The sequence below is a fragment of the Solwaraspora sp. WMMA2056 genome (assembly GCF_030345095.1).
GTDB lineage: Bacteria > Actinomycetota > Actinomycetes > Mycobacteriales > Micromonosporaceae > Micromonospora_E.
The window spans coordinates 1,152,559-1,177,552 of sequence record NZ_CP128360.1; the positions used below are offsets into that span (position 1 = coordinate 1,152,559).

General features: G+C 71.3%; 24 protein-coding genes and 3 tRNA genes. 8 read left to right on the top strand and 19 right to left on the bottom strand.

Translation table 11 applies throughout. The annotated features are described in order from the left end of the window. Positions 1-64: 64 nt before the first annotated feature. The 15 genes from O7608_RS05370 to O7608_RS05440 form a co-directional block, all read right to left on the bottom strand. Entirely contained in the window at positions 65-1,225 is a 1,161-nt protein-coding gene (locus tag O7608_RS05370; protein ID WP_289208915.1) for an LCP family protein, read from the bottom strand. 96 nt (positions 1,226-1,321) lie between these two features. Beyond that, a complete protein-coding gene (locus O7608_RS05375) occupies positions 1,322-2,299 on the bottom strand; it encodes an NAD-dependent epimerase/dehydratase family protein (RefSeq protein WP_289208916.1) in 978 nt (325 codons plus the stop codon). A 38-nt stretch (positions 2,300-2,337) separates the two neighbouring features. Beyond that, positions 2,338-3,012, bottom strand: a complete 675-nt coding sequence (locus O7608_RS05380; protein WP_502959175.1) for a flavin reductase family protein — start codon at positions 3,010-3,012, stop codon at positions 2,338-2,340. Further along, positions 2,924-4,621 carry an ABC transporter permease gene (locus O7608_RS05385; RefSeq protein ID WP_289208918.1) on the bottom strand — a complete coding sequence of 566 codons (1,698 nt, stop codon included), beginning with the start codon at positions 4,619-4,621 and terminating at the stop codon, positions 2,924-2,926. Before O7608_RS05385 ends, O7608_RS05380 begins: the two co-directional genes overlap by 89 nt. Next, the gene (locus O7608_RS05390; protein ID WP_289208919.1) at positions 4,612-5,397 is read right to left on the bottom strand and encodes an ABC transporter ATP-binding protein; all 786 of its coding nucleotides are present in this window, start codon (positions 5,395-5,397) and stop codon (positions 4,612-4,614) included. Before O7608_RS05390 ends, O7608_RS05385 begins: the two co-directional genes overlap by 10 nt. A 79-nt stretch (positions 5,398-5,476) precedes the next feature. After that, positions 5,477-7,120 (bottom strand): sodium/solute symporter, encoded by a 1,644-nt coding sequence (locus O7608_RS05395; protein ID WP_289208920.1) that lies wholly within the window; start codon positions 7,118-7,120, stop codon positions 5,477-5,479. Positions 7,121-7,129: 9 nt separating this feature from the next. Next, entirely contained in the window at positions 7,130-7,549 is a 420-nt protein-coding gene (locus O7608_RS05400) for a DUF485 domain-containing protein (protein WP_289208921.1), read from the bottom strand. A 159-nt stretch (positions 7,550-7,708) separates the two neighbouring features. Continuing rightward, a tRNA-Phe gene (locus O7608_RS05405) sits at positions 7,709-7,782 on the bottom strand. Between the two features lie 107 nt (positions 7,783-7,889). Further along, positions 7,890-7,963 (bottom strand) — tRNA-Asp (locus tag O7608_RS05410). Positions 7,964-7,994: 31 nt separating this feature from the next. After that, a tRNA-Glu gene (locus tag O7608_RS05415) sits at positions 7,995-8,070 on the bottom strand. Positions 8,071-8,194: 124 nt separating this feature from the next. Beyond that, positions 8,195-9,052 carry a polysaccharide deacetylase family protein gene (locus O7608_RS05420; protein ID WP_289208922.1) on the bottom strand — a complete coding sequence of 286 codons (858 nt, stop codon included), beginning with the start codon at positions 9,050-9,052 and terminating at the stop codon, positions 8,195-8,197. A gap of 147 nt (positions 9,053-9,199) precedes the next feature. Then, on the bottom strand, positions 9,200-10,243 hold the full coding sequence (locus tag O7608_RS05425) for a MerR family transcriptional regulator (RefSeq protein WP_289208923.1): 1,044 nt from the start codon (positions 10,241-10,243) through the stop codon (positions 9,200-9,202). Beyond that, the gene (gene idi, locus O7608_RS05430) at positions 10,233-10,817 is read right to left on the bottom strand and encodes an isopentenyl-diphosphate Delta-isomerase (RefSeq protein WP_289208924.1); all 585 of its coding nucleotides are present in this window, start codon (positions 10,815-10,817) and stop codon (positions 10,233-10,235) included. Before idi ends, O7608_RS05425 begins: the two co-directional genes overlap by 11 nt. After that, positions 10,817-12,334 (bottom strand): phytoene desaturase family protein, encoded by a 1,518-nt coding sequence (crtI, locus tag O7608_RS05435; protein WP_289208925.1) that lies wholly within the window; start codon positions 12,332-12,334, stop codon positions 10,817-10,819. Before crtI ends, idi begins: the two co-directional genes overlap by 1 nt. 33 nt (positions 12,335-12,367) lie before the next feature. Continuing rightward, on the bottom strand, positions 12,368-13,591 hold the full coding sequence (locus O7608_RS05440; RefSeq protein WP_502959176.1) for a polyprenyl synthetase family protein: 1,224 nt from the start codon (positions 13,589-13,591) through the stop codon (positions 12,368-12,370). Between the two features lie 79 nt (positions 13,592-13,670). Between O7608_RS05440 and O7608_RS05445 the strand changes: the two genes are divergently transcribed. Genes O7608_RS05445 through O7608_RS05460 form a run of 4 tightly spaced genes read left to right on the top strand, consistent with a single transcriptional unit; the run spans position 13,671 to position 18,669 of the window. Continuing rightward, entirely contained in the window at positions 13,671-14,651 is a 981-nt protein-coding gene (locus O7608_RS05445) for a phytoene/squalene synthase family protein (RefSeq protein ID WP_289208926.1), read from the top strand. Positions 14,652-14,653: 2 nt separating this feature from the next. Beyond that, the gene (locus tag O7608_RS05450; protein ID WP_289208927.1) at positions 14,654-15,970 is read left to right on the top strand and encodes a cryptochrome/photolyase family protein; all 1,317 of its coding nucleotides are present in this window, start codon (positions 14,654-14,656) and stop codon (positions 15,968-15,970) included. Positions 15,971-16,020: 50 nt separating this feature from the next. After that, the gene (locus O7608_RS05455) at positions 16,021-17,385 is read left to right on the top strand and encodes a dihydrolipoyl dehydrogenase family protein (RefSeq protein ID WP_289208928.1); all 1,365 of its coding nucleotides are present in this window, start codon (positions 16,021-16,023) and stop codon (positions 17,383-17,385) included. Between the two features lie 48 nt (positions 17,386-17,433). Further along, the gene (locus tag O7608_RS05460) at positions 17,434-18,669 is read left to right on the top strand and encodes a glycoside hydrolase family 1 protein (protein WP_289208929.1); all 1,236 of its coding nucleotides are present in this window, start codon (positions 17,434-17,436) and stop codon (positions 18,667-18,669) included. Between the two features lie 43 nt (positions 18,670-18,712). Here the strand turns inward: O7608_RS05460 and O7608_RS05465 are convergent, their stop codons facing one another. Then, positions 18,713-18,982, bottom strand: coding sequence for a hypothetical protein (locus tag O7608_RS05465; RefSeq protein ID WP_281552277.1), 270 nt, complete (start codon positions 18,980-18,982; stop codon positions 18,713-18,715). A 22-nt stretch (positions 18,983-19,004) separates the two neighbouring features. Then, positions 19,005-19,295: a hypothetical protein gene (locus O7608_RS05470; protein WP_289208930.1), complete on the bottom strand. Its 291-nt coding sequence runs from the start codon at positions 19,293-19,295 to the stop codon at positions 19,005-19,007. 253 nt (positions 19,296-19,548) lie between these two features. Here O7608_RS05470 and O7608_RS05475 point away from each other — a divergent pair, with 253 nt between their 5' ends. After that, complete coding sequence (locus O7608_RS05475) at positions 19,549-20,313, top strand: helix-turn-helix domain-containing protein (RefSeq protein WP_282233120.1); 765 nt, start codon at positions 19,549-19,551, stop codon at positions 20,311-20,313. After that, the gene (locus O7608_RS05480) at positions 20,313-20,498 is read left to right on the top strand and encodes a DUF397 domain-containing protein (RefSeq protein WP_278174709.1); all 186 of its coding nucleotides are present in this window, start codon (positions 20,313-20,315) and stop codon (positions 20,496-20,498) included. Before O7608_RS05475 ends, O7608_RS05480 begins: the two co-directional genes overlap by 1 nt. Before the next feature lie 523 nt (positions 20,499-21,021). On the opposite strand, the gene O7608_RS05485 is transcribed toward O7608_RS05480, so the two are convergent. Then, positions 21,022-22,212: a WD40 repeat domain-containing protein gene (locus tag O7608_RS05485; protein WP_289208931.1), complete on the bottom strand. Its 1,191-nt coding sequence runs from the start codon at positions 22,210-22,212 to the stop codon at positions 21,022-21,024. Between the two features lie 262 nt (positions 22,213-22,474). Then, positions 22,475-23,011, bottom strand: a complete 537-nt coding sequence (locus O7608_RS05490; protein WP_289208932.1) for a DUF6985 domain-containing protein — start codon at positions 23,009-23,011, stop codon at positions 22,475-22,477. 447 nt (positions 23,012-23,458) lie between these two features. Between O7608_RS05490 and O7608_RS05495 the strand changes: the two genes are divergently transcribed. After that, positions 23,459-23,899 (top strand): DoxX family protein, encoded by a 441-nt coding sequence (locus tag O7608_RS05495; RefSeq protein WP_289208933.1) that lies wholly within the window; start codon positions 23,459-23,461, stop codon positions 23,897-23,899. A gap of 239 nt (positions 23,900-24,138) precedes the next feature. Next, positions 24,139-24,990, top strand: a complete 852-nt coding sequence (locus tag O7608_RS05500; protein WP_289208934.1) for a Rieske (2Fe-2S) protein — start codon at positions 24,139-24,141, stop codon at positions 24,988-24,990. The last annotated feature ends 4 nt before the right edge of the window (positions 24,991-24,994 follow it).

The following is a 24,994-nucleotide window of genomic DNA, read 5'->3' on the forward strand; positions in this document are numbered from 1 at the left end:
ATGAAGGTTTCAGATTCGTGTCGGATTCGATCGGTCACTCAACGAAATTGGTGATCATGGTCACTCAGTCACTGGCGCCTGGACTGGGCGTGACATTGGTCTGCACCCAGGCCGTCATCTGGTCGGCCGCCATCGCCTGATACATGGTCAACGCCTTCTCCCGGTCCGAGACGACCACCGACTCGCCGTTGATCGTCTCGCTGCCGTTGTGCGGGCTGGTGAGGAACTGCAGGTTCTCCCCACGCAGCTTGCGGAACTGCAGCGCCATGTCGACCAGTGAGAACCCCTCGTCGACCGTCACCGCCTTGGTCGTCGCCTGAAGAAACGCGTTCAGCTTGGCCGGGTTCGACAGTGTGCCGGAGCTCACAGCCTTGTCCATCAATGCCCGGAGGAACTCCTGCTGGTGGCGCATACGCGCGAAGTCACCGTCCGGGAACTGTTTGCGCTGACGGACCCAGTCGAGCGCCTCGGCGCCATTCATGTGATTGACACCCTGGCTGAACTGCCGGTACGGCTTGTGGATCGAGGTGACGTCCTGCTCGACGGTCAGCTCCACCCCGCCGAGCGCATCGGTCACCTCGACGAAACCGCCGAAGTCGATCGCCATCACGTGGTCGATCCGTACGTCGGTGAAGCACTCCACCGTGCGTACCGCCAGCGGCATGCCACCGAACGCGAACGCCGCGTTGATCTTCGCCCGCTCCCCGGTCTCGCAGGGGGCGCTCGCCTCGGCGGGAATCGGCACGTACAGGTCGCGTGGGATGGAGACCAGGTAGGCCCGGTCGTGCGAGGACGGGATGTGCATCACGATGATGGTGTCGGCCCGCCACCGGCCGGCGGTGTCGAGCGGGGCGTCCGGGTCCCGCGAGTCGGTGCCGATCATCAGGATGTTCAACGCGCCGTCGACCGCCGCCGGCGGCCGGCCCTCGGTGATCGCCGAGAACGGGTCGGTGCGGCCCAGATCGTTGTCCAACCCCCGGGCGTACGCCCACAGCCCGCCGCCGGCGACCAGCGCCAGCAGCAGCAGCGACACCACACCGACGAGAGCGATCCGACCCCACCGGGGGCGTGCCCGGCGCGGCGGGCCGCCGTAGGACCGACCGGTCGCACCGCCGCCGGGCCCGGGCACCCGGGCGCGCCCGGCGGTGCCGGCGGGTACGGGTCGGGCGCGCCCGGCACCGGGGACATGTCCGGGCTGGTGGCCGTGGTGACTGCTGGCTGACATGCATCCAGCGTACGGACTGCGCGCTCGCTGACCGCCGACTCGGCACACCGGGACCGGTACGGGCAGGTCAGCCCGGGGCCGGGGGCTGGTCGCGAGCTAGCCCAGCCGTTGGCGGAAGTAGGCGATCGTGCGCCGCAGCCCGTCCTGCGGACCGACCGTCGGGGTGAAACCGAGCCGGGTGCGGGCCAGGGTCAGGTCCGGGCGGCGCATCTCCGGGTCGTCCGATGCCCGGGTGACCAGGTCGACCGTCGAGGAACTGCCGACCAGTTCGATGATCGTCTCGGCGAGCCGGCGCATCGACATCTCGTGTTCGGTACCGCAGTTGATCGGCCCGACCTCGGTCGAGTCCAGCAGCGCGACGATGCCGGTCACCAGGTCGTCGACGTAGCAGATCGACCTGGTCTGGTCGCCGGTGCCGTGCACGGTGATCGGCTCGCCCCGCAGCGCCTGGCTGATGAAGGTCGGGATGGCCCGCCCGTCGTCAGGGCGCATCCGGGGCCCGTACGTGTTGAAGATCCGCACGATCCCGGCGTCCACGCCCCGGTACCGGTGGTACGCCATCGTCGCCGACTCGGCGAAGCGCTTGGCCTCGTCGTAGACGCTGCGGATGCCGATCGGGTTGACGTTGCCCCAGTAGGTCTCCGGCTGCGGGTGCACCAGCGGGTCGCCGTACGCCTCCGACGTCGAGGCCATGATGAACCGGGCCCGGTCGGTGACCGCCCGGTCCAGCAGGTGCAACGTGGCGACGGAGCCGACCCGCAGGATCTCGACCGGCAGGGTGCCGAAGTCGGTGGGGCTGGCCGGCGACGCGAAGTGCATGATCGCGTCGAAGCGCTGCTGCACCGCTGGATGGTGGTCCGGCACCCCGTCGGAGATGTCCGCCTCGACCAGGGTGAACCGTGGCTCGTCGGCGAGATGGGCGACGTTGTCCTTCGAGCCGGTGACGAAGTTGTCCACCGCGACGACCGTGCAGCCGCGTGCGACGAGCCGGTCGACCAGGTGGCTACCGACGAAGCCGGCGCCACCGGTGACCAGCACCCGGTGACCGTCGCCGAATCGGGGAACAGGCAGCATGCCCTGAGCCTAGTGGTAGCCGGACCCTGTGGTGCCGGTCAGCTCCCGGTAGCGGGCCCGGACGGTCCGGTCAGCTCCCGGTAGCGGCCCCGGTAGTGCAGCAGCGGCCCAGGATCGGGCTGCTCGGTCACCGTCACCGACTCGACCGTCGCCTCGACCAGCATCGACCACCCGTACGGCCGGGCGTCGTCCAGCCGGCAGCCGGCCCAGCTGGTGACCTGCGGATGCACCGGGCCGAACGGCGTGTCCTGCCAGTCGACGCCGGTGAACGGGCCGCCCGGTGCCGGCATCAACCCGGCGAACCGGTCCGCCAGTTGGCGGTGGGCCGGACCCAGTGGGGCGACAGTGAACCGCCGCGACTCGCGGAGCACCTCCCACAGGTCGGACTCCTCGTCGAGCAGGCCGATCAGCCGGGCGGGCTCCCCGTCGGCGAGCACGGTGGAGGAGACGGTCAGCCCGGCCGGCGTACCGTCGGCCGGGTCGACGGCGGTCCAGAGGGTGACCGGGGCCGCCAGCCGGCCCCGCAGCCGGCGGGCCGGCGACCGCTGGTCGGGTGCGGTGGCGAACGGGTCGCGGTAGTGGATCTCGGCACCAGGCTCGGGATGATTCACGTGAAACATTGGATCACCGCCGGGACGCCACCGTCGCCAACAGTTCCGGCATCCGTCGGTCGAGCAGGTCGCCGGTGATGTAGAGGCCCAGCAGCACCGCACCGAACCCGTACCCGACGCCGACCGGCAGCGCGAGCCACTGCCAGACGTCGCCGAGCAGCGCGGTGGCGACCACCATCGGTACGGCGGCCGCCGCCGACGCGATCATCGCCAGGAACGCCAGCAGACTCTTGGCCATCCCGGCCCCGCTGTTCAACGCGAACGGGTTCGACGTCTCCGGCAGCGAGTAGGCGCCGATCACCGAGATGGCCAGGTTCACCGCCAGGCCGGCGCCGTACGCGGCGAACAGCGTCCCGGCGGCGACCGGGATCCAGCCCGGCTCCTGCAGGAACAGCCCGAGCCCGGCGGAGATCACGACCAGCATCGGCACGATGTAGAGCGAGAAGGCGACCACCCGGGCCCGCAGTTCCAGCCGACCCGGTACGCCGGCGATCACGTTCGCGGCGTACGCGCTGCCGTCGAAGCCGAACTGGTTGGCCAGGGTGACCGCGGCCAGTGCGCCGACGAACAGCATCGAGAGGCTGACCGAGACGGCCGACGCCGTCATCCGGAGAGCGTCGGGGTCGGCACCGAAGGTGAAGCCGCCGACGTTGACCATGACCGGTACGAAGACCCCGACCACGGCCACGGTGATCAGGTTGGCCCGTCGACGCATGTCCCGCCACCAGTAGCGCGCCTCGCGGGCGACCAGGGCACCGTACCGGTCGCGGGGGAGCCGGCCCAGCAGGCGGGGGAACAGCTGCGCCACCGGTGCGCCCGGCTCGCCAGCGGCGGCCTTCGCCGGGCCGGCGTTGGCGGTACCGACCATGGCCGATTCGAGCGACCGCGACCACCAGGCCAGCAGCGCGACCACGGTCACCGCTGTGATGAGCAACTTCACCGGTACGGCCCACGCCCGGCCCTCCACCACGTCGAATCCGACCGTGTACGGGGCGGCCAGCGGCGTCCAGCCGAGAACCCGGGCCACCTCGGCGAGCCGGTCCCAGTCGGCGTTGCCCAGCCCGCCGATCACCAGCAGTTGCAGCGGGCCGAGCAGTGCGGCCAGCACCGCCAGCAGGACGGCGGCCAGGTCACGCACCTTCCGGGAGCGCAGCATCCCGGCGAAGGCGCTGGTGATGGCCCGGCTGCCGGTCACGCAGACGAGCAGGCCGGCGGCGACGCCGATCAGCTGGACCAGCCCGGCCAGGGCTCCGCCGAGCAGCAGGGCGCTGACCACGATGCCGAGGGTGGCCAGCCCGGTGGCGATCGTCGGGGTGCCGACCAGGGCCGCCGCCAGCAGGCCGCTGACCAGGGTGCGGCGGCGCAACGGCAGCAGCGCGAACCTGGCGGGGTCGAGGGTCTCGTCGACGCCGAAGAAGACCAGGGGCAGCAGCAGCCAGCCGACCACCAGCAGGGCCCCACCGAAACCGGCGGTGAGCAGCATCCCCTGCGGGTTGTCACCGAAGCCCGGCGCGGCCAGCATGAGGAAGGCGGTGCCGGCGAACCACAGCCCGGCGAGCAGGCCGCCGATGAACAGGCCGACCCGCCAGCCCTGGCCGCGCAGGTTGTTGCCCATCACCCGCAGCTTGAGCCGGATGAAGTGCCGGGGGCGGACCGGCCGGGGCGCGGCGGTGCCGGTGCCGGTGCCTCCGGTGGGGGCGATCACAGCCATGACAGCTCCTCGCCGGTTGCCGTACGGCCGCCGACGACCTCGACGAACACCTCTTCCAGGGACCGGCCGGACCGCACCTGTTCGAGGGTGCCGACCCGCTTGATCACCCCGTCGGCGAGGATCGCGACGTCGCTGCAGAGCCGCTCGACGACGTCCATCACATGGCTGGAGAAGATCACCGTGCCGCCGCCGGCGACGTAGCGCTGCAGGATGTCGCGGATCAGCGCCGCCGACACCGGGTCGACCGCCTCGAACGGTTCGTCGAGGACGAGCAGGCGTGGCCCGTGCAGCAGCGCGCAGGCCAGGCCGATCTTCTTCTTCATCCCGGCCGAGTAGTCCACCACCAGGGTCCGTCCGGCGTCGTCGAGGGCGAGCACGTCGAGCAGTTCGCGGGCCCGCTGGTCGACCACGGCCGGGTCCATGCCGCGCAACAGGCCCTGGTAGGCGAGCAGTTCGGCACCGGTGAGCCGGTCGAACAGCCGCATCCCGTCCGGCAGTACGCCGAGCATCCGCTTGGCCTGCACCGGGTCGGCCCAGACGTCGTGACCGAGGACGTGCGCGCTGCCGGCGTCCGGGCGCAGCAGACCGACGGCCATCGACAGGGTGGTCGTCTTCCCGGCCCCGTTCGGGCCGAGCAGGCCGTAGAACGAGCCGACCGGCACGTCCAGGTGGACACCGGCCACCGCGATCTTGTGGTCGAACCGCTTGGCGAGCCCACGCAGGGCCAACGCCTGCGGGCCGGGTGCCGGGGAGGCTGACTGCTGCGCGTCGGTCATGGGCCGACGGTAACCACTGGGCGGGGGTCGTCAAACCCGCTCAGGGACGAACCGTCGCTCGTACCCAGGCACGAGAGGGTCAACTGCGCAGGCTCTCCGGGGCGTGCAGGCGCAGCATGACTGAGTTCACGTTGCCGGGCAGCCGCCGGCGGCTGACCAGTGACACCAGCACCATCACCGCGAACGCCAGCGGCACGGTCCAGGCGGCCGGCTGGGCGACGAGGACCGCCGGCCAGCCGGTCAACGCCGGCCCGAGCATCGTCCACAGCACCGCCCCGATGGCGGCCCCGCCGCCGGCGACGATGCCGGCGGCGGCCCCGGCGTCGGTCAGCCCCCGCCACCAGATGCCCAGCACCAGCAGCGGGCAGAAACTCGACGCCGCCACCGCGAACGCCAACCCGACCACCTGTGACACGTCGAGGCCGGAGACGTTCAACGCCAGCACCACCGGGACCGCACCGGAGACCAGGGTGGCCAGCCGGAAACCCCGTACCGAGGGGCGGCGCAGCACGTCGGTGGAGACGGCGCCGGCCACGCTGGTCAGCAACCCGGACGAGGTCGACAGGAAGGCCGCGAAGGCACCGGCGGCGACCAGCGCCGCGAGCAGCTGGCCGAGCAGGCCACCGCCGAGCGCGGCCTCGGGCAGCAGCACGACCACGGCGTCCGACCGGCCGGTCATCAGCAACTGCGGGGTGTACACCCGGCCGAGTACGCCGTACAGGGTGGGGAACAGGTAGAAGAGGCCGACCAGGGCGAGCACCACCAGGGTGGTCCGGCGGGCGGCGGCACCGTCGGGGTTGGTGTAGAACCGCACCAGTACGTGCGGCAACCCCATGGTGCCCAGGAAGGTCGCCAGGATCAGCGAATAGGTGGCGAACAGCCCCTGGTCGCCGCGTTCCGGGTCGCCCGGCAGCAGCCAGGCCAGCCCCCGGTCGACGTCGACGCCGGAGACCTCGGGCACCGGGTCGCCGGCGTCGAAGGCCAGGCTGGTGCCGGCGTCGACCTGTTCGGTGCGCCCGTCCGGGAAGGTCAGGGTGGCCTCCCGCTCGACGACGACGGTGGTCGCCTCGACGAAGGTCGCTCCCTGCGGCGGGCTGACCGTCGGCCGGCCGTCGGCCTGCCACTGCAGCGCGAGGAAGATCGCCGGTACGGCGAGCGCGGTCAGCTTCAACCAGTACTGGAACGCCTGGACGAAGGTGACCGCCCGCATCCCGCCGAGCGCCACGTTGGCGGTCACCACGCCGCCTACCAGCAGGGCACCGAGCGGGTACGGCGCACCGGTGACCGTCGCCAGGGTCAGCCCCGCGCCCTGCAGCTGGGGCAGCAGGTAGAACCAGCCGATGAAGATCACGAAAGCGGTGGCCAGCCGACGCAGCCGCCGCGAGCCGAGACGGATCTCACAGAAGTCCGGCAGAGTGAAGGCGCCGGAGCGGCGCAGCGGGGCCGCCACGAACAGCAGCAGGGCCAGATAGCCGGCGGCGAAGCCGACCGGGTACCAGAGCACGTCCACGCCGTACTTGAGGATCAGTCCGGCGATGCCGAGGAACGACGCCGCCGACAGGTACTCCCCGCTGATCGCCGCGGCGTTCCAGGCCGGGCTGACGGTCCGGGAGGCGACCAGGAAGTCCGACGTCGTGCGGGCCAGCTTCAGCCCGTAGAAGCCGATCGCGACGGTCACCAGGGTGACCACCACGAGCGCCGGTACCACGTACGGATTGGTCATCGGGCCGGCTCAGCGCTCCGGCCGCCGCACCAGGGCGACGAAGTCCTGCTCGTTGCGTTCGGCGAGGTGGACGTAGGCGAGTCCGACGACGACCAGGAACGGGAACGCCGCCACCCCGAGCAGCAGCCAGGCCAGGTTGACCCCGGCGACCTTCAGCCCGCCGAACGCGGGGGCCAGCGAGAACAGCAGCGGCAGCGCACCCAGGGCGATCGCCACGACGGCCGACAGCCGTACCGCCAGCGCCAGTTGGGCCCGGACCAGGCCACGGACCAGAGCCTCGCCGACCTGGCTCTGCTCGGTCAGGTCGGTACGGAGCCGGTCGGCGTCGCCGCGTCGGCTCACCTCGCCCAGCACGACCCGCACCCGGCGCGGCGGCGTCGCCGGGTGGTCGGACGTCGGCGGATCGCCGGCGCCATCGTGTTCGGCCATGCCGGCAGTCTCACGGCCCGTCGCGGATTGTCAAGCGCGGGTACGCGGTCCGTCCGGTTCAGGCCGGTTCAGCGGGATACCGCCGCAGGTTCGACGACAAGCGAAGCGCCCAACCGCAGGAGGCGATTGGGCGCTTCGAAAGCCCGGCGAGAGGCTCTGTGGCCAGGGGCGGGGTCGAACCGCCGACCTTCCGATTTTCAGTCGGACGCTCGTACCAACTGAGCTACCTGGCCAGGTGTCCGGGCCATCATACCTGCCCGGAGAAGTGACCACCGGGTGGGTGGACGGCACCGAAAACGAATCGCCGCGCGAAGCGTGCCGCACGGCGATCATCGTTGCGCGGTCCTGACGGGACTTGAACCCGCGACCTCCGCCTTGACAGGGCGGCGAGCACTCCGACTGCTCCACAGGACCTCGGTGTTGCTCCGGCCGGTCGGTCGGCCGGTGGTGCCCCCAACGGGATTCGAACCCGTGCTACCGCCTTGAAAGGGCGGCGTCCTGGGCCGCTAGACGATGAGGGCGGCCCCGTCATCATCGCACATCATGACTCTGACGGTAGTGCTCCCATCCGGCCCCGCCGGAAGCTTGCGAAAGCATACGTGACGAGTATGCCCCGGACCAAACCAGATCGGCGAACCGGACGGATCAGGGGGAAAGGCTAGCACCGAGCAGGGTGATCCCGTACCGCTGCCTCAGGTCGTTGATCACGGCCGGCAGCGCCGCGACGGTGGCCGACCGGTCGCCGCCGCCGTCGTGCAGCAGCAGCACCGAGCCGAGCCGGACCTCGTCACGGACGTGCGCGACGATCTCGTCCCGGGTCGGCTTGCGCCAGTCCTGCGGGTCGACGTCCCAGTCCAGCGCCGCCAGCCCCAGCTCCTCGGCGACCGCCACCGCCTCCGGGGTCCACAACCCGCCCGGGTGCCGGAAGTGCGCGACCGGCACTCCCGGGACCACCCGGTGGATCTCCTTGGTGGTCCGCGCCAGGTCGGCCCGGATCTCGGCGGCCGGCCGGGTGCCGAGCTCCAGGTCGTGGTCCCAGCTGTGGTTGCACAGGGTGTGACCTTCCCGCACGATCCGGGTGACCAGCGCCGGGTACCGCCGCACCTGGCTGCCGACCACGCAGAACATCGCCCGGACCCCGGCGGCCCGCAGCTCGTCGAGAATCAGCGGTGTCCACTGCGGATGTGGGCCGTCGTCGAAGGTCAACGCCACCTGCCGGATACCGGTACGGCGCTGCAGCAACCCAGGGTCCACGGTGGTGCGGGGGGAGGCACCCGGGTCGCCACCGGCCGGCGGTGACCCCGCCGGATCGCCACCGGCGGCGGGCGACGGGTCGGGCGCTGCCGCCGGAGCGGTCGGCTCCGGGGTTGGCCGGCCGAGGGCGTCGTCGGGCCGGACCTCGGGAGCCGGGCCGAGCCCGACGACGGCGGGAAGCTGCGGCGGTACCTGCCGGGCAGCGCGCACCGCGACGAGACTCTCGCTGCCGACCAGTAGTGCGAACACTGCCAGACCTGCAGCGAATACGGCACGTTTCGCCATGTCGACTCCGAGTGAGGGGGTGGGCGGAGATCGAATGCCCCCACACGCTAGTCGATCAACAGGTACATTTCGACCCTGTCCCCGGCAGTGGTGCCGGGCGTCGCCGGGTGACTAGTGGACGGTGGGTTCGTCGGTCCGGTGACCGGCGACCTCGTCCGCCGTACGGCACCGGGCCACCGCGTCGGCCAGACCGGCGCAGTGGTCGACGCCGGCCGGCAGGTCCGCCACCGCCCAGCCGGGCCCGATCGCCAGCACCAGCACCGGCCGGTGCCGCCCGGACCTCGCGGTCAGCAACTGGTCGGGGTCGGCCGTCGCCGAGGTGTGCGACCAGAGCACCACAGCGGACGGCCCGGTCCGCTCGATCGCGGCGGCCAACGCTGCCGGCGGAACCCGGGCACCGAGCAGCCGGCTGGTCACCCCGGCCTCGGCCAGGGCCGCGGAGAGCGCCTCCAGCGGCAGCGTGTGCTGCTCCTCGTCGGCGCAGGCCAGCAGCGCGCCCGGTCCGACCGGGTGCCGGGAGTGCCAGCCGCCAGGTGCGCCGCCGTGGTCGCCGGCACCGTCGTCGTCGCGGTTGCGGGGCCGGGCCCGGGGGCGGTTCACCAGGGCGAACGCCTCGGAGACACACCGGGACAGCAGATGCTCCACCTCGACGAAGCCGGCGGTCGCCGCGTACCGGTCGCCGACCCCGGCCAGCACCGGGCGGACCACCCGGTCCCAGGTGGCGATCACCCCGTCGGTGTGCAGCGCCCGTTCGAGGATGTCGCGCATCGCCTGGTTGTCCAGGCGTACCGCCGCCCTGGCCAGGCCACGGGCGGCCGGGCCGGCCGCCCCGACACCGATGGTGAAGCCACCGCCGGCCCGGCCCGGCTCGACGATGTCGAACGGGACCAGCTCAGTGCCGGCGGCCCCGTCCGGGCCCAGGGCAGACCCGACGCGGCGCGCCCAGCGGGCCGCCTCGGCCGGCGCCACACCCTGCGCGGTGAGCCGCCGCATCACCTCCAGGCGGGCCAGGTCGTCGGGGCCGTACCGGCGGTGGTGACCCTTGACGTGCCGGGTCGGGCCCAGGCCGTACCGCTGATGCCAGGTCCGCAGCGTGGTCACCGCCACGCCGAGCCGGCGTGCCACGCTGCCCGCGCTCAGCGCGTCATCGCTCACCCGGCCGCTCCACGGCCGCGCCGTGGTCCGGCTGCCCCAGAGCGAACAACTGCTCGGCCACCCCGGCGAGCCACGGGGCGTACCGGTCCGGCTCGTCGGCCAGGCCGGCCCGCAGCCGCGCCGGCTCGACCCAGCGAAGCTCGGCGACCTCGGCCGGGTCGGGCCGCAGCGGGGTCCGTGGGTCGAGACTGCCCAGCAGTACGTGGTCGTACTCGTACTCGGTCCGTCCGGTGACCGGGTCGGTGGCCTGGTAGGTGTGCACGCCGATCTCGGTCAGCGCCACCGGGCCCACGCCGACCTCCTCGCCGAGGCGGCGGTTGGCCGCCACCGACAGGTCCTCGCCGGGCAGCGGATGGCCGCAGCAGGTGTTGGCCCAGCGCAACGGGAACCGGGTCTTCACAGCGGCCCGCTGCTGCAGCAGCAGCCGTCCCGCGTCGTCGACCAGGAGCACCGAGAACGCCCGGTGCAGCTGACCCGGCGGCTGGTGGGCATCGGCGACGGTGGCCGCGCCGACCGGCTGCCCGGCGGGGTCCACCAACTCGACGAGATGGCTCTCGCGGGACGCGACGGACATCAGGCACCCTCCAGGCTGCTGCGGCTGCGGGACCGGCCACCGGTGGAACCGGTCACCCGTCCGGCGGCCAACTTGCCGGAGATCAGCACCATCGGTACGCCGACCCCCGGCTGGGTCCCGGAGCCGACGAAAACCACGTTCTCCAGTGTGGGATGCAGGTTACCGGGGCGGAACGGGCCGGTCTGGAACAGGCTGTGCGCGGCGGCGAACGGCGTACCGGCGGCCATGCCGGCGTCGGCCCAGTCGGCCGGGGTCACCACCTCACGGACCTCGATGCCGTCGGCGAAGCCCCGGTAGCCGCGATCCTCCAGGGTGGCGACGAGCTCGTCGGCGTAGCGCTGCGGCAGGTCGCCGCGCCAGTTGAGCCGCCCGCTCTGCAGGTTGGGCACCGGTGCCAGGACGTAGTAGGTGTGCCCGCCCACCGGGGCCACCGACGGGTCGGTCCGGCTCGGGTTGGTGACCAGCAGCGACGGGTCGCTCATCAGCTCACCTCGGCGGATCACCTCGTCGAAGGTGCCCTTCCAGAGCCGGCCGAAGTGGATGTTGTGGTGGGCGATCTTGTCGTAGCCCTGCCGGGAACCGACGTGCAGCACCACGCAGGAGGGCGAGTAGCGCAGCCGCCGCTGCCGGCTGGGCGGCAGCAGTTCGGCGTAGGCGACCGGCAGGTCCGGGTTGAGCACCACGACGTCGGCGGGGATCCGCTCGCCGTCGGCGGTGCGCACCGCGCGGGCCCGGCCGGCGGAGGTCTCCACCTCGGTCACCGTGGTGCCGTAGCGGATCTGCACGCCGTGCTTCTCGGCCGCCCCGGCCAGGGCCCGGGGCACCGCGTGCATCCCGCCGCGCGGGAACGACACCCCGGCGACCGAGTCCAGGTAGGCGATGACGGTGTAGATGGCCAGCGCGTCGTGCGGCGCCAGGCCGGCGTACATGGCCTGGAAGGAGAAGATCCGCCGGGTACGGGGATCCGCGAAGAACTGGTCGATCTTGGTCTGCATCCGGCGGAACGCCCCGGCGGCGAGCAGCCGCAGCAGGTTGCCGGTGAGCAGGTCCGGCGGGCTGTCGAGGTTCCGGTCGATGAAGTCGGCGCGTTCCAGCTGCCACAGCCGGCGGGCGTACTCGACGAACCGCAGGTACCCGTCGGCCTCCCGGGGCCCGCAGACCCGGGACACCTCGGCGGCCATCCGGGCGGTGTCGGTGATGACGTCCAGGGTGGACCCGTCCGGGTAGTAGGCCCGGTACGCCGGCTCCAGCGGGGTCAGCTCCAACCAGTCGGTGAGCTCCTCGCCGACGGCGGCGAGCGCCTCGGCGATCAGCTCCGGCATGGTCAGCACGGTCGGCCCGGTGTCGAACTCGTACCCGGCGACCGCCCGGCGGCCGGCCCGCCCGCCCGGCACCGCCTCGCGTTCCAGCAGGGTGACCTGCCGGCCGGCGCCGGCCAGGTGCAGGGCGCAGGCCAGGCCACCCAGCCCGGCACCGACGATGACGACCCGCTCGCTCGCCCCGGTCACGGTACGCATGCCGCGACCACCTCCTTCTGAGCAGTGCTCACCTTATGTCTGGCGGGTCGTGGCGGTCACCGCGAGGCCGGTGAGCGCGGTACGGGCGGCGTCGTCGATCGGCGCGGCGTCGATCGCGGCGACCGCCGTCGCCACCCGTTGCTCGATCATGCGTTCCACCCGGACGGCGGCACCGGTCTCGACGACGATCTCGGTCATCCGCGCGACCGCCGCTGTACCGTTCGGTCCTGCTGCCGTGTCCGGTCCGGCTGCCGTGTCCGGTCCGGTGTCGCCGGTCGGCGACACCGCGTCGAGTTCGGCGCGCTGGGCATCGGTGGCCAGCTCGCGGGCGATCAGCAGCAGCGCGGTCGGTTTGCCGGTCCGCAGGTCGTCGCCGGCGGGCTTGCCGGTGCGGGCCGGGTCCCCGAAGACGCCGAGCAGGTCGTCGCGGAGCTGGAACGCCTCGCCGACGTCGGTGCCGTAGCGCCGGTACGCCGCCCAGACCGCCGGGTCGGTGGCCGGGCCGGCCAGCGCCGCACCGAGGTGCAACGGGCGCAGCACGGTGTAGCAGGCGGTCTTGTACCGGGCCACCCGCATCGCGCGGTCGATCGACCAGTCGGCCGACTCGGCCTCACCGAGGACGTCCAGGTACTGCCCGGCGATCGTCTCGACCCGCATCTGGTCGTAGCAACGGCGTACCGCCAGCAGGGTCGACGCCGGCAGGTCGGCGGTGGCCAGCAGCCGGTCGGCCCAGACCAGGCAGAGGTCGCCGACCAGGACGGCGGCGGCGTCGCCGAACCGGTCGGGGTCGCCGGCCCGACCGGCGTCCCGGTGCTGGCCGGCGAGCCGGCGGTGTGCGGTGGGCAGGCCGCGTCGGGTGGCGGAGGCGTCCATGACGTCGTCGTGGACCAGGGCGAAGGCGTGCAGCAGCTCCAGCGCGGCCAGCGCCGGTAGGAGCGGGGTCACCGGCGGTGCGGTGCCGACCACGCCACGCCAGCCCCAGTGGGCGAACATCGGGCGTAGCTGCTTGCCGCCGCCGAGCACGGTGTCCCGCGCGACCTGGGCGAACGGCCGCAGCGACGGGTCGATCCGGTCGAGCATGGACAGTTCGGCGCTGAGGAAATCGATCAGTGTGTCGGTGACCGCGGCGGTCAGCTCGCGGCCCTCGCCGGTGGGCGTCGGCCCGGCGACGGCCGGGGCGTGCACCGTGCTGCCGACACCGGTACCCACGGTATCGCCGGATTTCAGGGTATTGCCGGCAACGGTGTGATTGGCCACGCGATCGAGCGTACCCTAGGCTGTGAAATTGCGTCGATTCTTGCGTCGAAAGTTCTGCGTCGAAATATGAGGGGGGCCGGTGGTCACGGACCTGTCAGCTGCCTACGCCAGCTGCCGCGAGCTGCACAAACGGCACGGCCGTACCTACTATCTCGCGACCCGGCTGCTACCGCAGTGGAAACGACGCCATGTTCATGCTTTGTACGGATTCACCCGGTACGCCGATGAAATCGTCGACCGTACCGACGCGCTCCCTGCCGCCGACCGGGCCGCCGCCCTCGACCAGTGGTCCGAGCGGTTCCTCGCCGGCCTGCACGGTGCCGCCGTCGACGACCCGCTGCTGCCGGCGGTGCTGCACACCATCGCCGTGTTCGACCTGGACACCGCCGACTTCACCGCGTTCCTGCGCAGCATGACGATGGACCTGACCGTCACCTCGTACCCGCGCTACACCGACCTGCTCGACTACATGGAAGGCTCGGCGGCGGTGATCGGCACCATGATGCTGCCGATCCTCGGCAGCACCGACCGGGCCGCCGCCCGCGAACCGGCCCGCCAACTCGGCTTCGCCTTCCAACTCACCAACTTCATCCGCGACGTCGGCGAGGACCTCGAACGCGGCCGCACCTACCTGCCCGACGAGGACCTGGACCGGTTCGGCCTGACCCGCGCCGACCTCGTCGAGGCCGCCCGCCGGCGTCGGGCCACCCCGGCGATCATCGAGCTGATCCAGTACGAGATCGCCCGCGCACAGGCCCACTACACGGCCGCGGCACCGGGCATCACGATGCTCGAACCCGCCTCGCAGGCCTGCATACGCACCGCGTACGCCCTCTACGGCGGCATCCTCGACGAGGTCGCCGCGCAGGGCTACGACGTGTTCCGTCGCCGCGCCACCGTGCCGCACCGGCGCCGCGCGGCCGTCGCCGCCCGCGCGCTGCTCACCCCGACCGGCACGCCGGTGACGATGCCCGGCCCCACCCTCACGGTCCGGGTCGACCCGCCGACCCGGCGGCAGCCCGAACTGGCCGCAGTCCCCGTGCCACCGGCCGCGCCGTAACCGTGCGTACCGCCGTCGTGCTGTTCACCCGCGACCTGCGGGTGCACGACCACCCGGCACTGGCCACCGCCTGCGCCACCGCCGAGCGGGTCGTGCCGCTGTTCGTGCTCGACCCCCGGCTCGCCGGGCGCAGCCCCAACCGGGACCGGTTCCTGCACCAGGCCCTCGCCGACCTGCGCGCCGTGCTGCGCGAACGCGGCGGCGACCTGGTGCTGCGCCACGGCGACCCGGTCGCCGAGACGATCCGGCTCGCCCGCGACGTCGCCGCCGACGGTGTCGCGGTCTCCGCCGATGTCAGCCACTACGCCCGGCAGCGGCAGCGGCGGCTACGCGACGAATGCGAGCGGCACCGCATCGCGTACCGCGACTTCCCCGGCCTGACCGTCGTCGACCCGGCGGCGCTCACCCCGACCGGCGGCGACCACTACAAGGTCTTCACCCCGTACTTCCGGGCCTGGAGCGCCGCCGACTGGCGGAGCGCCTGTGCCGCCCCGGACCGGGTGCCGACCCCCGAGGGCCTGACCGTCGGCCGGCTGCCGGCGCTGCCCGCCGGCGAGTCGCCGCAGCCCGGCACCGGCGGGTCGCCGCAGGTCGCCGTCGGGGGCGAGACCGTCGGCCGGCGCCGACTGCGCGACTGGCTGGGCAACCTCGACCAGTACGGCGACCGCCACGACGACCTGCCCGGCGACGCCACCTCCCGGCTCAGTCCGTACCTGCGGTTCGGCTGCCTGTCCCCGCTGGAGGTGGCCACCGCCGCCGGTGACCGCGACGGGCCGTTCGTCCGGCAACTGTGCTGGCGGGACTTCCACTACCAGGTCGCGTACGCCTTCCCCGACCTGGCCACCACCGCCTACCGGCGGGGCGCCAAGGAGGAGTGGCGCTACGACGCCGCCGCGCTGGACGCCTGGCAGACCGGGCACACCGGGCTGCCGATCGTCGACGCCGGCATGCGACAGCTACGGGCCGAAGGCTGGATGCACAACCGGGCCCGGCTGATCACCGCCGCGTACCTGACCAAGGAGCTCGGCCTGGACTGGCGGGCCGGCCGGGCCTGGTTCGACCGGTGGCTGCTCGACGGCGACCTGCCGAACAACTCCGGCAACTGGCAGTGGGTCGCCGGCACCGGCAACGACACCCGGCCCAACCGGCGGTTCAACCCGCTGCGCCAGGCCCACCGCTTCGACCCGGCCGGCGACTACGTCCGCCGCTGGGTGCCGGAGCTTGCCGACGTCACCGGAGCCGCCGTCCACGAGCCCTGGCGGTTGCCGCTGGCCGTCCGCGCCGGCCTCGACTACCCGCCGCCACTGTCCGAGCGCTGAGCTTCGCCGCCCGGTCGGTGGCGGTTCGTGCCCTCTGACATGCTGGGCCCATGCGTGAGCCGGAACAGGTGGACGTCGTGGTCGTCGGGCTCGGGGTCGGTGGCGAGGAGGTCGCCGGCCGGCTCGGCCAGGCCGGCCTGACCGTCGTCGGCGTCGAACGCCGACTCGTCGGCGGCGAATGCCCCTACTGGGGCTGCGTGCCGAGCAAGATGATGATCCGGGCCGCGAACGCCCTCGCCGAAGGGCGGCGCATCGACGGCCTGGCCGGCACCGCCAGCGTCCGTCCGGACTGGACACCGGTGGCGCGGCGGATCCGCGACGAGGCCACCGCCGACTGGACCGACACCGCCGCCGTGGACCGGCTCACCACCAAAGGGGTACGGGTGCTGCACGGCACCGCCCGGCTCACCGGACCCGGCCGGGTCGACGTCGACGGGCAGTCCTTCACCGCCCGCCGGGGCGTCGTCCTCGCCACCGGCACCGTCGCCGTGGTGCCACCGATCGACGGCCTCGCCGGTACGCCGTACTGGACCAACAAGGAAGCCATCGAGGTCACCGAGCTGCCCGAGTCGCTGGTCGTCCTCGGCGGCGGCGCGATCGGGCTGGAGCTGGCCCAGGTCTTCGCCCGGTTCGGCGTACGGGTGACCATCGTCGAGGCCGGCGAGCGGCTGCTGTCCCGCGAGGAGCCGGAGTCGTCGGCGCTGGCCGCCCGGGTCCTCGGCGACGACGGGGTACGGATCCGGCTCGGCAGCCGTGCCGAGTGGATCGAGCACCGCGACGACACGTTCGCCGTACACCTGTCCCAGGGCGGCCCGGAGAGCGGACAGCGACTGCTGGTCGCCACCGGCCGGCGCAGCGACCTCGGCGACCTCGGCCTCGACACCGTCGGCCTGGACCCGGCCGCCCGGCACCTGCCGGTCGACGAGCGGATGCGCGTCGGCGACGGGATGTGGGCGGTCGGCGACGTCGCCGGCCACGGCGCCTTCACCCACCTGGCCATGTACCAGGCGGACGTGGCGGTCCGCGACATCCTCGACCAGGGCGGGCCGGCCGCCGAGTACCGGGCGGTGCCCCGGGTCACCTTCACCGACCCGGAGATCGGCGCCGTCGGCCTGACCGAGCAGCAGGCCCGCGAGCAGGGCATCGACGTGCGGACCGCGATCACCGACGTCGCGGACTCGTCCCGCGGCTGGATCCACGGGCCGGGCAACGACGGCTTCGTCAAGCTGGTCGCCGACGCCGACCGGGGGGTGCTGGTCGGGGCGACGTCGGCCGGTCCGACCGGCGGCGAGGTGCTCGGCGCGCTCGCCGTCGCCGTCCACGGTGAAGTGCCGCTGACCAGCCTGCGACACATGATCTACGCGTACCCGACCGTGCACCGCGCCATCCAGACCGCCGTAGCGCAACTCACCTGACCACCGACGTACTGCAATCCGGAGCCGGGCAAGGAATGATGGTCGTCCATGAGATACTTCCCGGACGGCTTCCTCTTCGGCGTCGCCACCTCCGGCCACCAGACCGAGGGCGACAACACCAGCAGCGACACCTGGTTCCTGGAGAACATCGCGCCGACGGTCTTCACCGAACGCTCCGGCCGGGCCTGCAACAGTTGGGAACTGTGGCAGGAAGATCTGGATCTGGTGCAGGCAATGGGGCTGGGCGCGTTCCGGTTCTCCATCGAGTGGGCCCGGGTCGAGCCGCAGGAGGGCACGTTCGCCAGCGAAGCGTTGGACCACTACGCGGCGATCGTCGACGGCTGCGCGCAGCGGGGCCTGGCAGCGGTGGTGACGCTCAACCACATGACCTGCCCGCACTGGTTCGCCAAGCGCGGTGGCTGGCTCGACCCGGCCGCACCGGAGCTGTTCGCCCGCTACTGCGACCAGGTGATGCGCCACCTCGGTGACCGGATCGCGGTGGCCGTCACCCTCAACGAGCCGAACCTGCCGCAGCTGCTCTCCTGGACCGATGTGCCCGAGTCGGACCGGAAACTGGAACGGGCCACCCTGGAGGCGGCCAGCGCGGCCGCCGGGGTGCCCCGCTACCGGGTCAGCAACATCATGCTGCCGGAGGAGTTCGACGCGATGCGCGACGGCATGACGGCCGGTCATCTCGCCGCCCGTACGGCGATCAAGGCCAGGCGGCCCGACCTGCCGGTGGGGCTGTCCATCGCCATCGTCGACGACCGGGTGACCGGCGACGACGCCACGCTGCGCGACCGCAAGCGCGCCGAGGTGTACGACCACTGGCTGCGGCTGGCCAGCGCCGACGACTTCATCGGCATCCAGAACTACGAGAGTGCCGGCTACGACGCCAACGGCCTGTTGCCGCCGCCGCCCGGGGCCACCCTGCACCAGCTGGGCTCGGCGATCGACCCGACGTCACTCGGCGGTGCGGTGCGGTACGCGTACCAGGTCAGCGGGGTGCCGGTCTTCGTGACCGAACACGGCGTCGGTGTCGACGACGACGCCCTGCGGGCCGACTTCATCGCACCGTCGCTCGCCGGTCTGCTCGACGCGATCGACGACGGCGTACCGGTGCTCGGCTACTGCCACTGGACGCTGCTGGACAACTTCGAGTGGGCCGCCGGCTACCGCTTCCACTTCGGCCTGCACATCGTCGACCGGGAGACCTTCGCTCGGACCCCGAAGCCGAGCACCGCCCGGTACGCCGCCGTCGCGACCAGCCGCGCCCTGCCCTGATCATCCAGCACCCTCCACTCATCATCCGGCGGGACCCCGCCGGTCAGCTCACCCGGTGCGGCGGCAGCCGGTAGCCGAGTTGCTGGCCGTAGGTCATCAGTGGACGCAGCGTCGGGACCAGGACGGTAGCCTCCGTCGACCAGTGGCGTCCCCGGTTTCCGTCGAGTCGACGGTGCCGGGCCGTCGTACGGCCGCGTTGGTGTTGTCCGTGCCGTTCGCGGCGCAGGTATTCGAGTCGCCTGGACGCCGTGGACCGGCCGGAGCGCCAGTCGAGCCAGCGCAGCCACCAGTCACGTACCATCTCGGTGATCATCTTTTCTCTCCTTGATCAATTGCTATGTCGACTGCCGTTTGGCCAGTCGGTAGAGTCCGTCGCGTTGCACGAATATCTCCCGCCGCTCGGCGGCGTACCCACGTTCGTCTATGACGTAGCCGGTGAGCCAGACCCAGCCGTCGTAGGTCGGTTTCCGGTCCACCGAGATGACCCGAAATCGAACTCTCCGGTCGCCGGCGAACTGCATGCGCGCTTCCTGGCCGACCAACAGCACGTCCCCTGGTTTCGGCTCCGGCGTCCGCAGCAGCCGGCTACCCATCGGGCCTTCCATCGCCTCGTGGCCGTTGGACACCGTCGGCGCCCCGCTCCATCGGCCAGGTCGCGCGCCCGCAGCTGGGGCACCATCTGGATTTGACTTTGAACGACCACAGCCCGGCGCAGAAGCCGAGCAGCGCCGCCCCGACGAGCGCCCCCACCTCCACCGTCGCCCCCTCACTCGTCGAGTCAATCTCCCGTCGTGATCCACCCTGGACTCCTGCCCGAACATAGGGCAATATGAAAATCGCAGAGATAAAGATGAGCCCGAGTTATTGGAGGTTATAAACATGACTGAACTGCCTGTAGAGCTTCGACGGCTCCGGCTGTCCCAGCGCATGAACCAGACCCAGTTGGCCAAAGCGGCAGGCGTGTCGAAGTCGCTCATCGCCAGCTTCGAGACCGGCCGGCTGGTGCCCAAGGAGGACACCGCGAAGGATCTCGACAAGTTACTGAACTCCGGTGACCAGCTTCAGCAGCTGTCGAGAGAGGGCAGAGAGGACCGCCAACCTTGGCTGCGCTCCTGGGTCGACCACGAGCGACGCGCGGTGCTGCTACGGGCCTGGGAGCCGACCCTGGTTCCTGGGCTGCTGCAGACCGAGGCGTACATGCGGCAGGTCTTCACGGGCGTGCCGTCCAACCGGGGCCGGCTCGAGGAGGTGATCGCGACCCGTCAGGAGCGGCAACGCGCGGTGCTGGACCGCGATCCCCCGGTGGACCTGGTGGTCCTGGTCGAGGAGACCGCGTTGCGTCGTGGTCCGCGCGAGGTGATGAAGGACCAGCTTGCCCACCTGGTCGACCTCGGGCACCGGCCAACCATCCGGATCCGTGCGGTCCCCGAGTCGGCCGGCCTCCACGCTGGCCTCAGCGGACCTCTGGCGCTGGCCACCATGAGCGACGGGAGGCGGGTCGGCTATCTGGACGATCTGCTGCGAGGACGCCTCGCCACCACCGCTGGTGACGTACTCGAACTGGAACTAATCTGGGAGGCAGTCAACGAGTTGGCGCTGTCCGCCGACCAGACCCGAGACCTGATGTTAAGGATGATCCAGTGATCAATGAACCAGCATGGCGGAAGTCGTCGCGGTCGAACGGTGCATCCGGCAACTGCGTCGAGGTAGCCGACAACCTGCCCGGCCGGGTGCTGGTCCGGGACACCAAGGACCGCGACGGCGGCACCCTGGCCTTCGGCCCGTCCGCCTGGCGCTCCTTCGTCGAGCTGGCCAAGCACCACCACTGACCAGCCGCGCCTACCACTCCTCCGCCGACAATATCGAGAAGCGCCTGCCCTGGTCTCAGGGGATGGAGCCGTCCCGTACGCCCGCCGGACCGCTGGCGTAGCGTGACCGCAAATCGCGCATCTCGGTCTATCGAGTCTCGGTGCGCCGTCGAGTGGAGGGCTCAGGCACGTTATTCGCGCGAGTAACGTGCCTGAGCCCTCCACTCGAAGCAGCGTCGCCGATCGCGGGCGTCCGGATCTGAACCTGCCACCACGCGCTGCTCCGGCGGTTGACGGTGTCGGGGCGGTACAGCGAGATCCGCTCACGCCGCGAACCGATCGTCCCAACGGGTGATGGCGGTGCCAGCTGCCGGCTCCGGACGCGCCGAGATCAGCACAGCTGATCATCCCGATGTTCGTACAGGTGCCCCGCTGGCAATCGTTTGCGCGACCCGACCACAGCCCACGCCGATGGTGATGTCGTTTCTCGCTGCCGACCACCAAACCGCGATGCGCAACTCGGCGCGACGTCTTCGCGTTGAGGTTAGGTAAGCCGGTTCATGGCAGCCCGGATCTTCAGCCATGACGGGTCGCTGTCTGATGCGTCGGTGACCGTTTGCAGATCGCTGGGCTGCCAGATCCGGTTTCCATCGGTGAGGTCAAGTTGGTTCATGTCGATGACCGAAGCCTCAGAGGTGCCGGCAAGGAACTCGGTTACTGCGGCGGTTGATGCCTCGGCTGGGCCGGCCCGTCCCCCCGACAGCACCAGAAGCGTGCCGTCGCGGCCGGCAACGATCAACTCGCCTGTAGCGGCGGCCGCCAGGGCCGTCACCATCGACCCGGGCAGCGCATCAAACTCGGCCGCCCGTTTCCCGTCGATCTCGAACTCGATGACGGCACCCTCCGGCGTACCGATCCAGAGAACACCCGGAGCTGGCCCGAACGCGACGTTGTGGCGCGACCAGGCGCGCATATTGTCCACCCGCTCCTGCGGGTACGGGTACTCCGGACTTGGGTCCCCGAGTGTCAGGCCGAGAACGCGACGCAGCGAAGGAAACTCGAACACCTCCAGCGATTCTTCGTAGGCGTTGCCCCGCACTACGAAATACCGCCCATCCGGGCTGAAGATAGGTGTCTCGTATCCGTCGCAGTCGAGGACCAACACCCGCCGCAATGGCCGCAGCACCGGCTCATCCCGAGAGAAGAGCACCAGCGTGGCACCCTGCTCGCTTTGTAGAGTGGCTAAGAGGCCACCGCCCGGATACGCCGCGACTCCGGTGTCCCAGCGCGGGCCGACTGCGGTTGCGCCGGAGGCGAGGTCGAGCGCGATGGAGGACTCCCAGCCGTTCTCTCCGCCGCTGGGCGACAACCAGAGCGTCTGACCGTCCGGACCGAATGCCACTTCCCGTTGGTACTCAGTCGGCGGAACGCCATCGATTGTGGTGATGCCCAAAGGAGTCCAGCAGGCCGTACTGTTACCGTCCGCTACGATCAGCTGCGGCTCGTCCGGATGCCAGGCGGCGGAGGGTGTCCGCTTGCGCCGGGCATAGTCGGGGGCGTCGTAGACGGCCGAATCTGCACCGACACCGCCAACCTCGCGCAACTGCCCGACCGTGTACTCCCAGATCCGGATCGCCGGGCGTTCGGTCTCCCAACCGGCTATCAACGGCAGCCTGGGATGGCAGAGCAACCGTTCGAGCGTGGTTACGGACCGCATCTGCGCCAAGATTTCCACCGGCGCATCGTACCGGTGAGAATCGCTCATGGACGGGCTACCGGGCCAGCGGATATGACCTTGAACTCGCCGACCTGCCGCTGCTGTCTGGATCTGCTGCGGATCGGGCGTTCAGGGGATCCGAGGGGGTAGACGGCGTCCGTGCTGCTGATCAGTTCGTCCAGCGGCCACCAGCGGTGTCCGACGTGGTGTCGGCCCAGCCGAGATCGGCGTACCCGGAGCGCTTCGGGTGCGTCGAGCGCAGGCGGGTCCAGCTACACCGTTACCGGGAACTGTGGTAGACGACGCCATCGAGTTCGTCGTCGGCGTAGGCGGCCGAGTTGGTGAGGTGTCCATCGTACGGTCCCACCTTGGTCACTGTGGCACCGTCGCGGAACACGATCTGCAGGCCGTGCTCAGGTTCCCAGGCACACTCGCCCCCGATCGAGACATAGACGCGGCGATCGTCGTAGGGGTCGCGCACGACGATCGGCTCGTTGCCAAGCTGGACATGGGCCAGGACCTCGTCGGGGCCGCTGATCCCAACGTGCCACTCGTCGTCGCCGGCGGCCAGGAGGTCATCCGCGACATCGCGGTAGTAGGCGTAGATCGATGGCGCAGCCACCGCCAACGCCGATCGGTCGAGCGCGAGGAAGTTGCGAATCGCGGCGTGGAAGTCCTCCTGCGCCGGGTCGTCGTCGTAGCCGTCGACCCGGATGCGGCAAGACCCACCGCCCAACACCGGCACCGGTATCGGCGCACTGCGATACCAGCCCGGCTCGGCGGTCTTCGTCACCGTACCGAGATGGGGAATCTGCACACCACCACCGTAGTCCTCGCGGTGAGGCAGCCTCTGATGAAGCATCCGCACCTGCCGCCGTCGGGCGTCACACCGAGTCGCAGGCGGCAATCGAGGCACGACCTTGCCGATGGTGTCGAGTCGTCGCAGGACGACGACGGCCACCTCCGCGAACGATTTGCGGACGTGCCCCTCCCCGCGGCCCCCTCCGCGGCCGACAAGGCGACCCTGGTCGATGAACTGGCCACCACCTTGCGAGGCAAGACGGCACGACCCGTGCTCCGGGTCAAGCTCGGGCGGCGGCCGATAGGTCCAGGCCGAGCTCAGGCGGGAGATTGTCGGTACGCGATGCTCTGCTCTTCTCGGCCTTCCGTCAGGGTACGAACTCATGCGGCAAGCCAAACTTGTCATTGACAAGATGTCCGCCCTGGACGATATCTTGTCAGTGACAAGATATGGAGGTACGCGATGGCTCCCCTGGTCGCCCTCATCGGCGGCTGGCTGGTCCTGCGCATGGCTGGACTGCTCGGCATCGACGCGCTCGACGACTGGCAGCCGGCCCTGCGTGGCGGACTGGCCCTCATGTTTGTGCTGACCGGTGTGGCCCACTTCAGTGCGAAGCGGCGCCACTCACTCATCGCGATGGTGCCGCCCCGGCTGCCCCGGGCACCGTTGCTGGTCACCGTCACCGGGGTCCTTGAGCTGGCCGGAGCCGTCGGCCTCGCGTTCCCGTCGACCGCACCGGTCGCGGCGATCTGCCTCGCGCTCCTGCTCCTGGCGATGTTCCCCGCCAACGTGTCGGCGGCACGGCGTCAGCTGACGATCGCCGATCGGCCGGTCACGCCGCTGGTTCCGCGCACGATGCTGCAGGTGCTCTTCGTCGCCTGCTGCATCGCCGCCGCGCTCTGACCACAGGATGGCATCGAACGGAGCTGCCGCACCGAGTGCGCGGGCGTCTGGTCCCGGGCGCGGACCGGTACTGCGGCAGCCCGGTATACCTGTGGGGAATATTCATACCTCTGAGGAATACTGTCCGGACGGATACCTGGTGGGTGCCCGTCACGCACAGTGATGGAGTGCGGCGGCATCCTGCGTCGCCGGCTGCGCCGCGCCGGTTTGGCTGGACGCCAGGTGGGAACGTCGCAGCGATGCGGGCACTGTTGATGAAGATCGAGCAGGCGGCTGTGTTGGACCGGATCGGTGACCGGCTGCAGCGCTCCGTTCAGCGGCGGATCAGCAGCGAACGCGTCCGGGACCTGCTGCACGGGGTGTGGCTGGGGCATCCGCTGCACCCGGTGCTCATCCAGGTGCCGATGGGTGCCTGGCTCAGTGCCGCCGTACTCGATGTGCTGCCCGGCCAGCGACGGGCCGCGACCACCCTGGTCGGCGTCGGCACCGTCGCCGCGCTCCCGGCGGCAGTGGCCGGGGCGAACGACTGGGCGAGCCTTTCGCGCGACCAGCGCCGGGTCGGTCTGGTGCACGCGGTCGCCAACACGGTTGGCGTCGCCTGCTACGCCGGCTCGCTGCTCGCCCGGCTGCGCGGGCAGCACCGCACCGGCCGTACGCTCGGATTTGTCGGCCTGGCCGCGGTCAGTGCCGGCGGCTTCCTCGGCGGACATCTGGCCTACAAGCAGGCGGCCGGGGTGAACCAGGCGGCACCCGACCTGCACCGGATCTCCGCCGGCTGGCATCCGGTCGTCGACTTCGCGGGGTTGCCCGAGTCGACGATGGTCTCCCGCCGGGTCGACGACGTGCCGGTGCTGGTCTACCGGCACGGCGAGGACGTGACGGTGCTGCTGGCGCACTGCGCGCACCAGAACGGGCCACTCGACGAAGGTGCGGTCATCAGCTCGAACGGGCACGCCTGCGTGGTCTGCCCGTGGCACGGCAGCGCGTTCCGGCTCACCGACGGTACGGTCGCGCACGGGCCGGCCGCCACCGACCAGCAGGTGCTGCGCAGCCGGGTGGTCGCCGGTGTCGTCCAGGCCCAACTGCCCTGAAACA

Bases quoted from the DNA above. Each gene is read 5' to 3' on its own strand.
- O7608_RS05370 (WP_289208915.1), bottom strand. From the start codon at position 1,225: ATGTCAGCCAGCAGTCACCACGGCCACCAGCCCGGACATGTCCCCGGT.
- O7608_RS05375 (WP_289208916.1), bottom strand. From the start codon at position 2,299: ATGCTGCCTGTTCCCCGATTCGGCGACGGTCACCGGGTGCTGGTCACC.
- O7608_RS05385 (WP_289208918.1), bottom strand. From the start codon at position 4,621: ATGGCTGTGATCGCCCCCACCGGAGGCACCGGCACCGGCACCGCCGCG.
- O7608_RS05390 (WP_289208919.1), bottom strand. From the start codon at position 5,397: ATGACCGACGCGCAGCAGTCAGCCTCCCCGGCACCCGGCCCGCAGGCG.
- O7608_RS05395 (WP_289208920.1), bottom strand. From the start codon at position 7,120: ATGACCAATCCGTACGTGGTACCGGCGCTCGTGGTGGTCACCCTGGTG.
- O7608_RS05400 (WP_289208921.1), bottom strand. From the start codon at position 7,549: ATGGCCGAACACGATGGCGCCGGCGATCCGCCGACGTCCGACCACCCG.
- idi (WP_289208924.1), bottom strand. From the start codon at position 10,817: ATGTCCGTCGCGTCCCGCGAGAGCCATCTCGTCGAGTTGGTGGACCCC.
- crtI (WP_289208925.1), bottom strand. From the start codon at position 12,334: ATGCGTACCGTGACCGGGGCGAGCGAGCGGGTCGTCATCGTCGGTGCC.
- O7608_RS05455 (WP_289208928.1), top strand. From the start codon at position 16,021: ATGCGTGAGCCGGAACAGGTGGACGTCGTGGTCGTCGGGCTCGGGGTC.
- O7608_RS05460 (WP_289208929.1), top strand. From the start codon at position 17,434: ATGAGATACTTCCCGGACGGCTTCCTCTTCGGCGTCGCCACCTCCGGC.
- O7608_RS05465 (WP_281552277.1), bottom strand. From the start codon at position 18,982: ATGATCACCGAGATGGTACGTGACTGGTGGCTGCGCTGGCTCGACTGG.
- O7608_RS05475 (WP_282233120.1), top strand. From the start codon at position 19,549: ATGACTGAACTGCCTGTAGAGCTTCGACGGCTCCGGCTGTCCCAGCGC.
- O7608_RS05495 (WP_289208933.1), top strand. From the start codon at position 23,459: ATGGCTCCCCTGGTCGCCCTCATCGGCGGCTGGCTGGTCCTGCGCATG.
- O7608_RS05500 (WP_289208934.1), top strand. From the start codon at position 24,139: ATGCGGGCACTGTTGATGAAGATCGAGCAGGCGGCTGTGTTGGACCGG.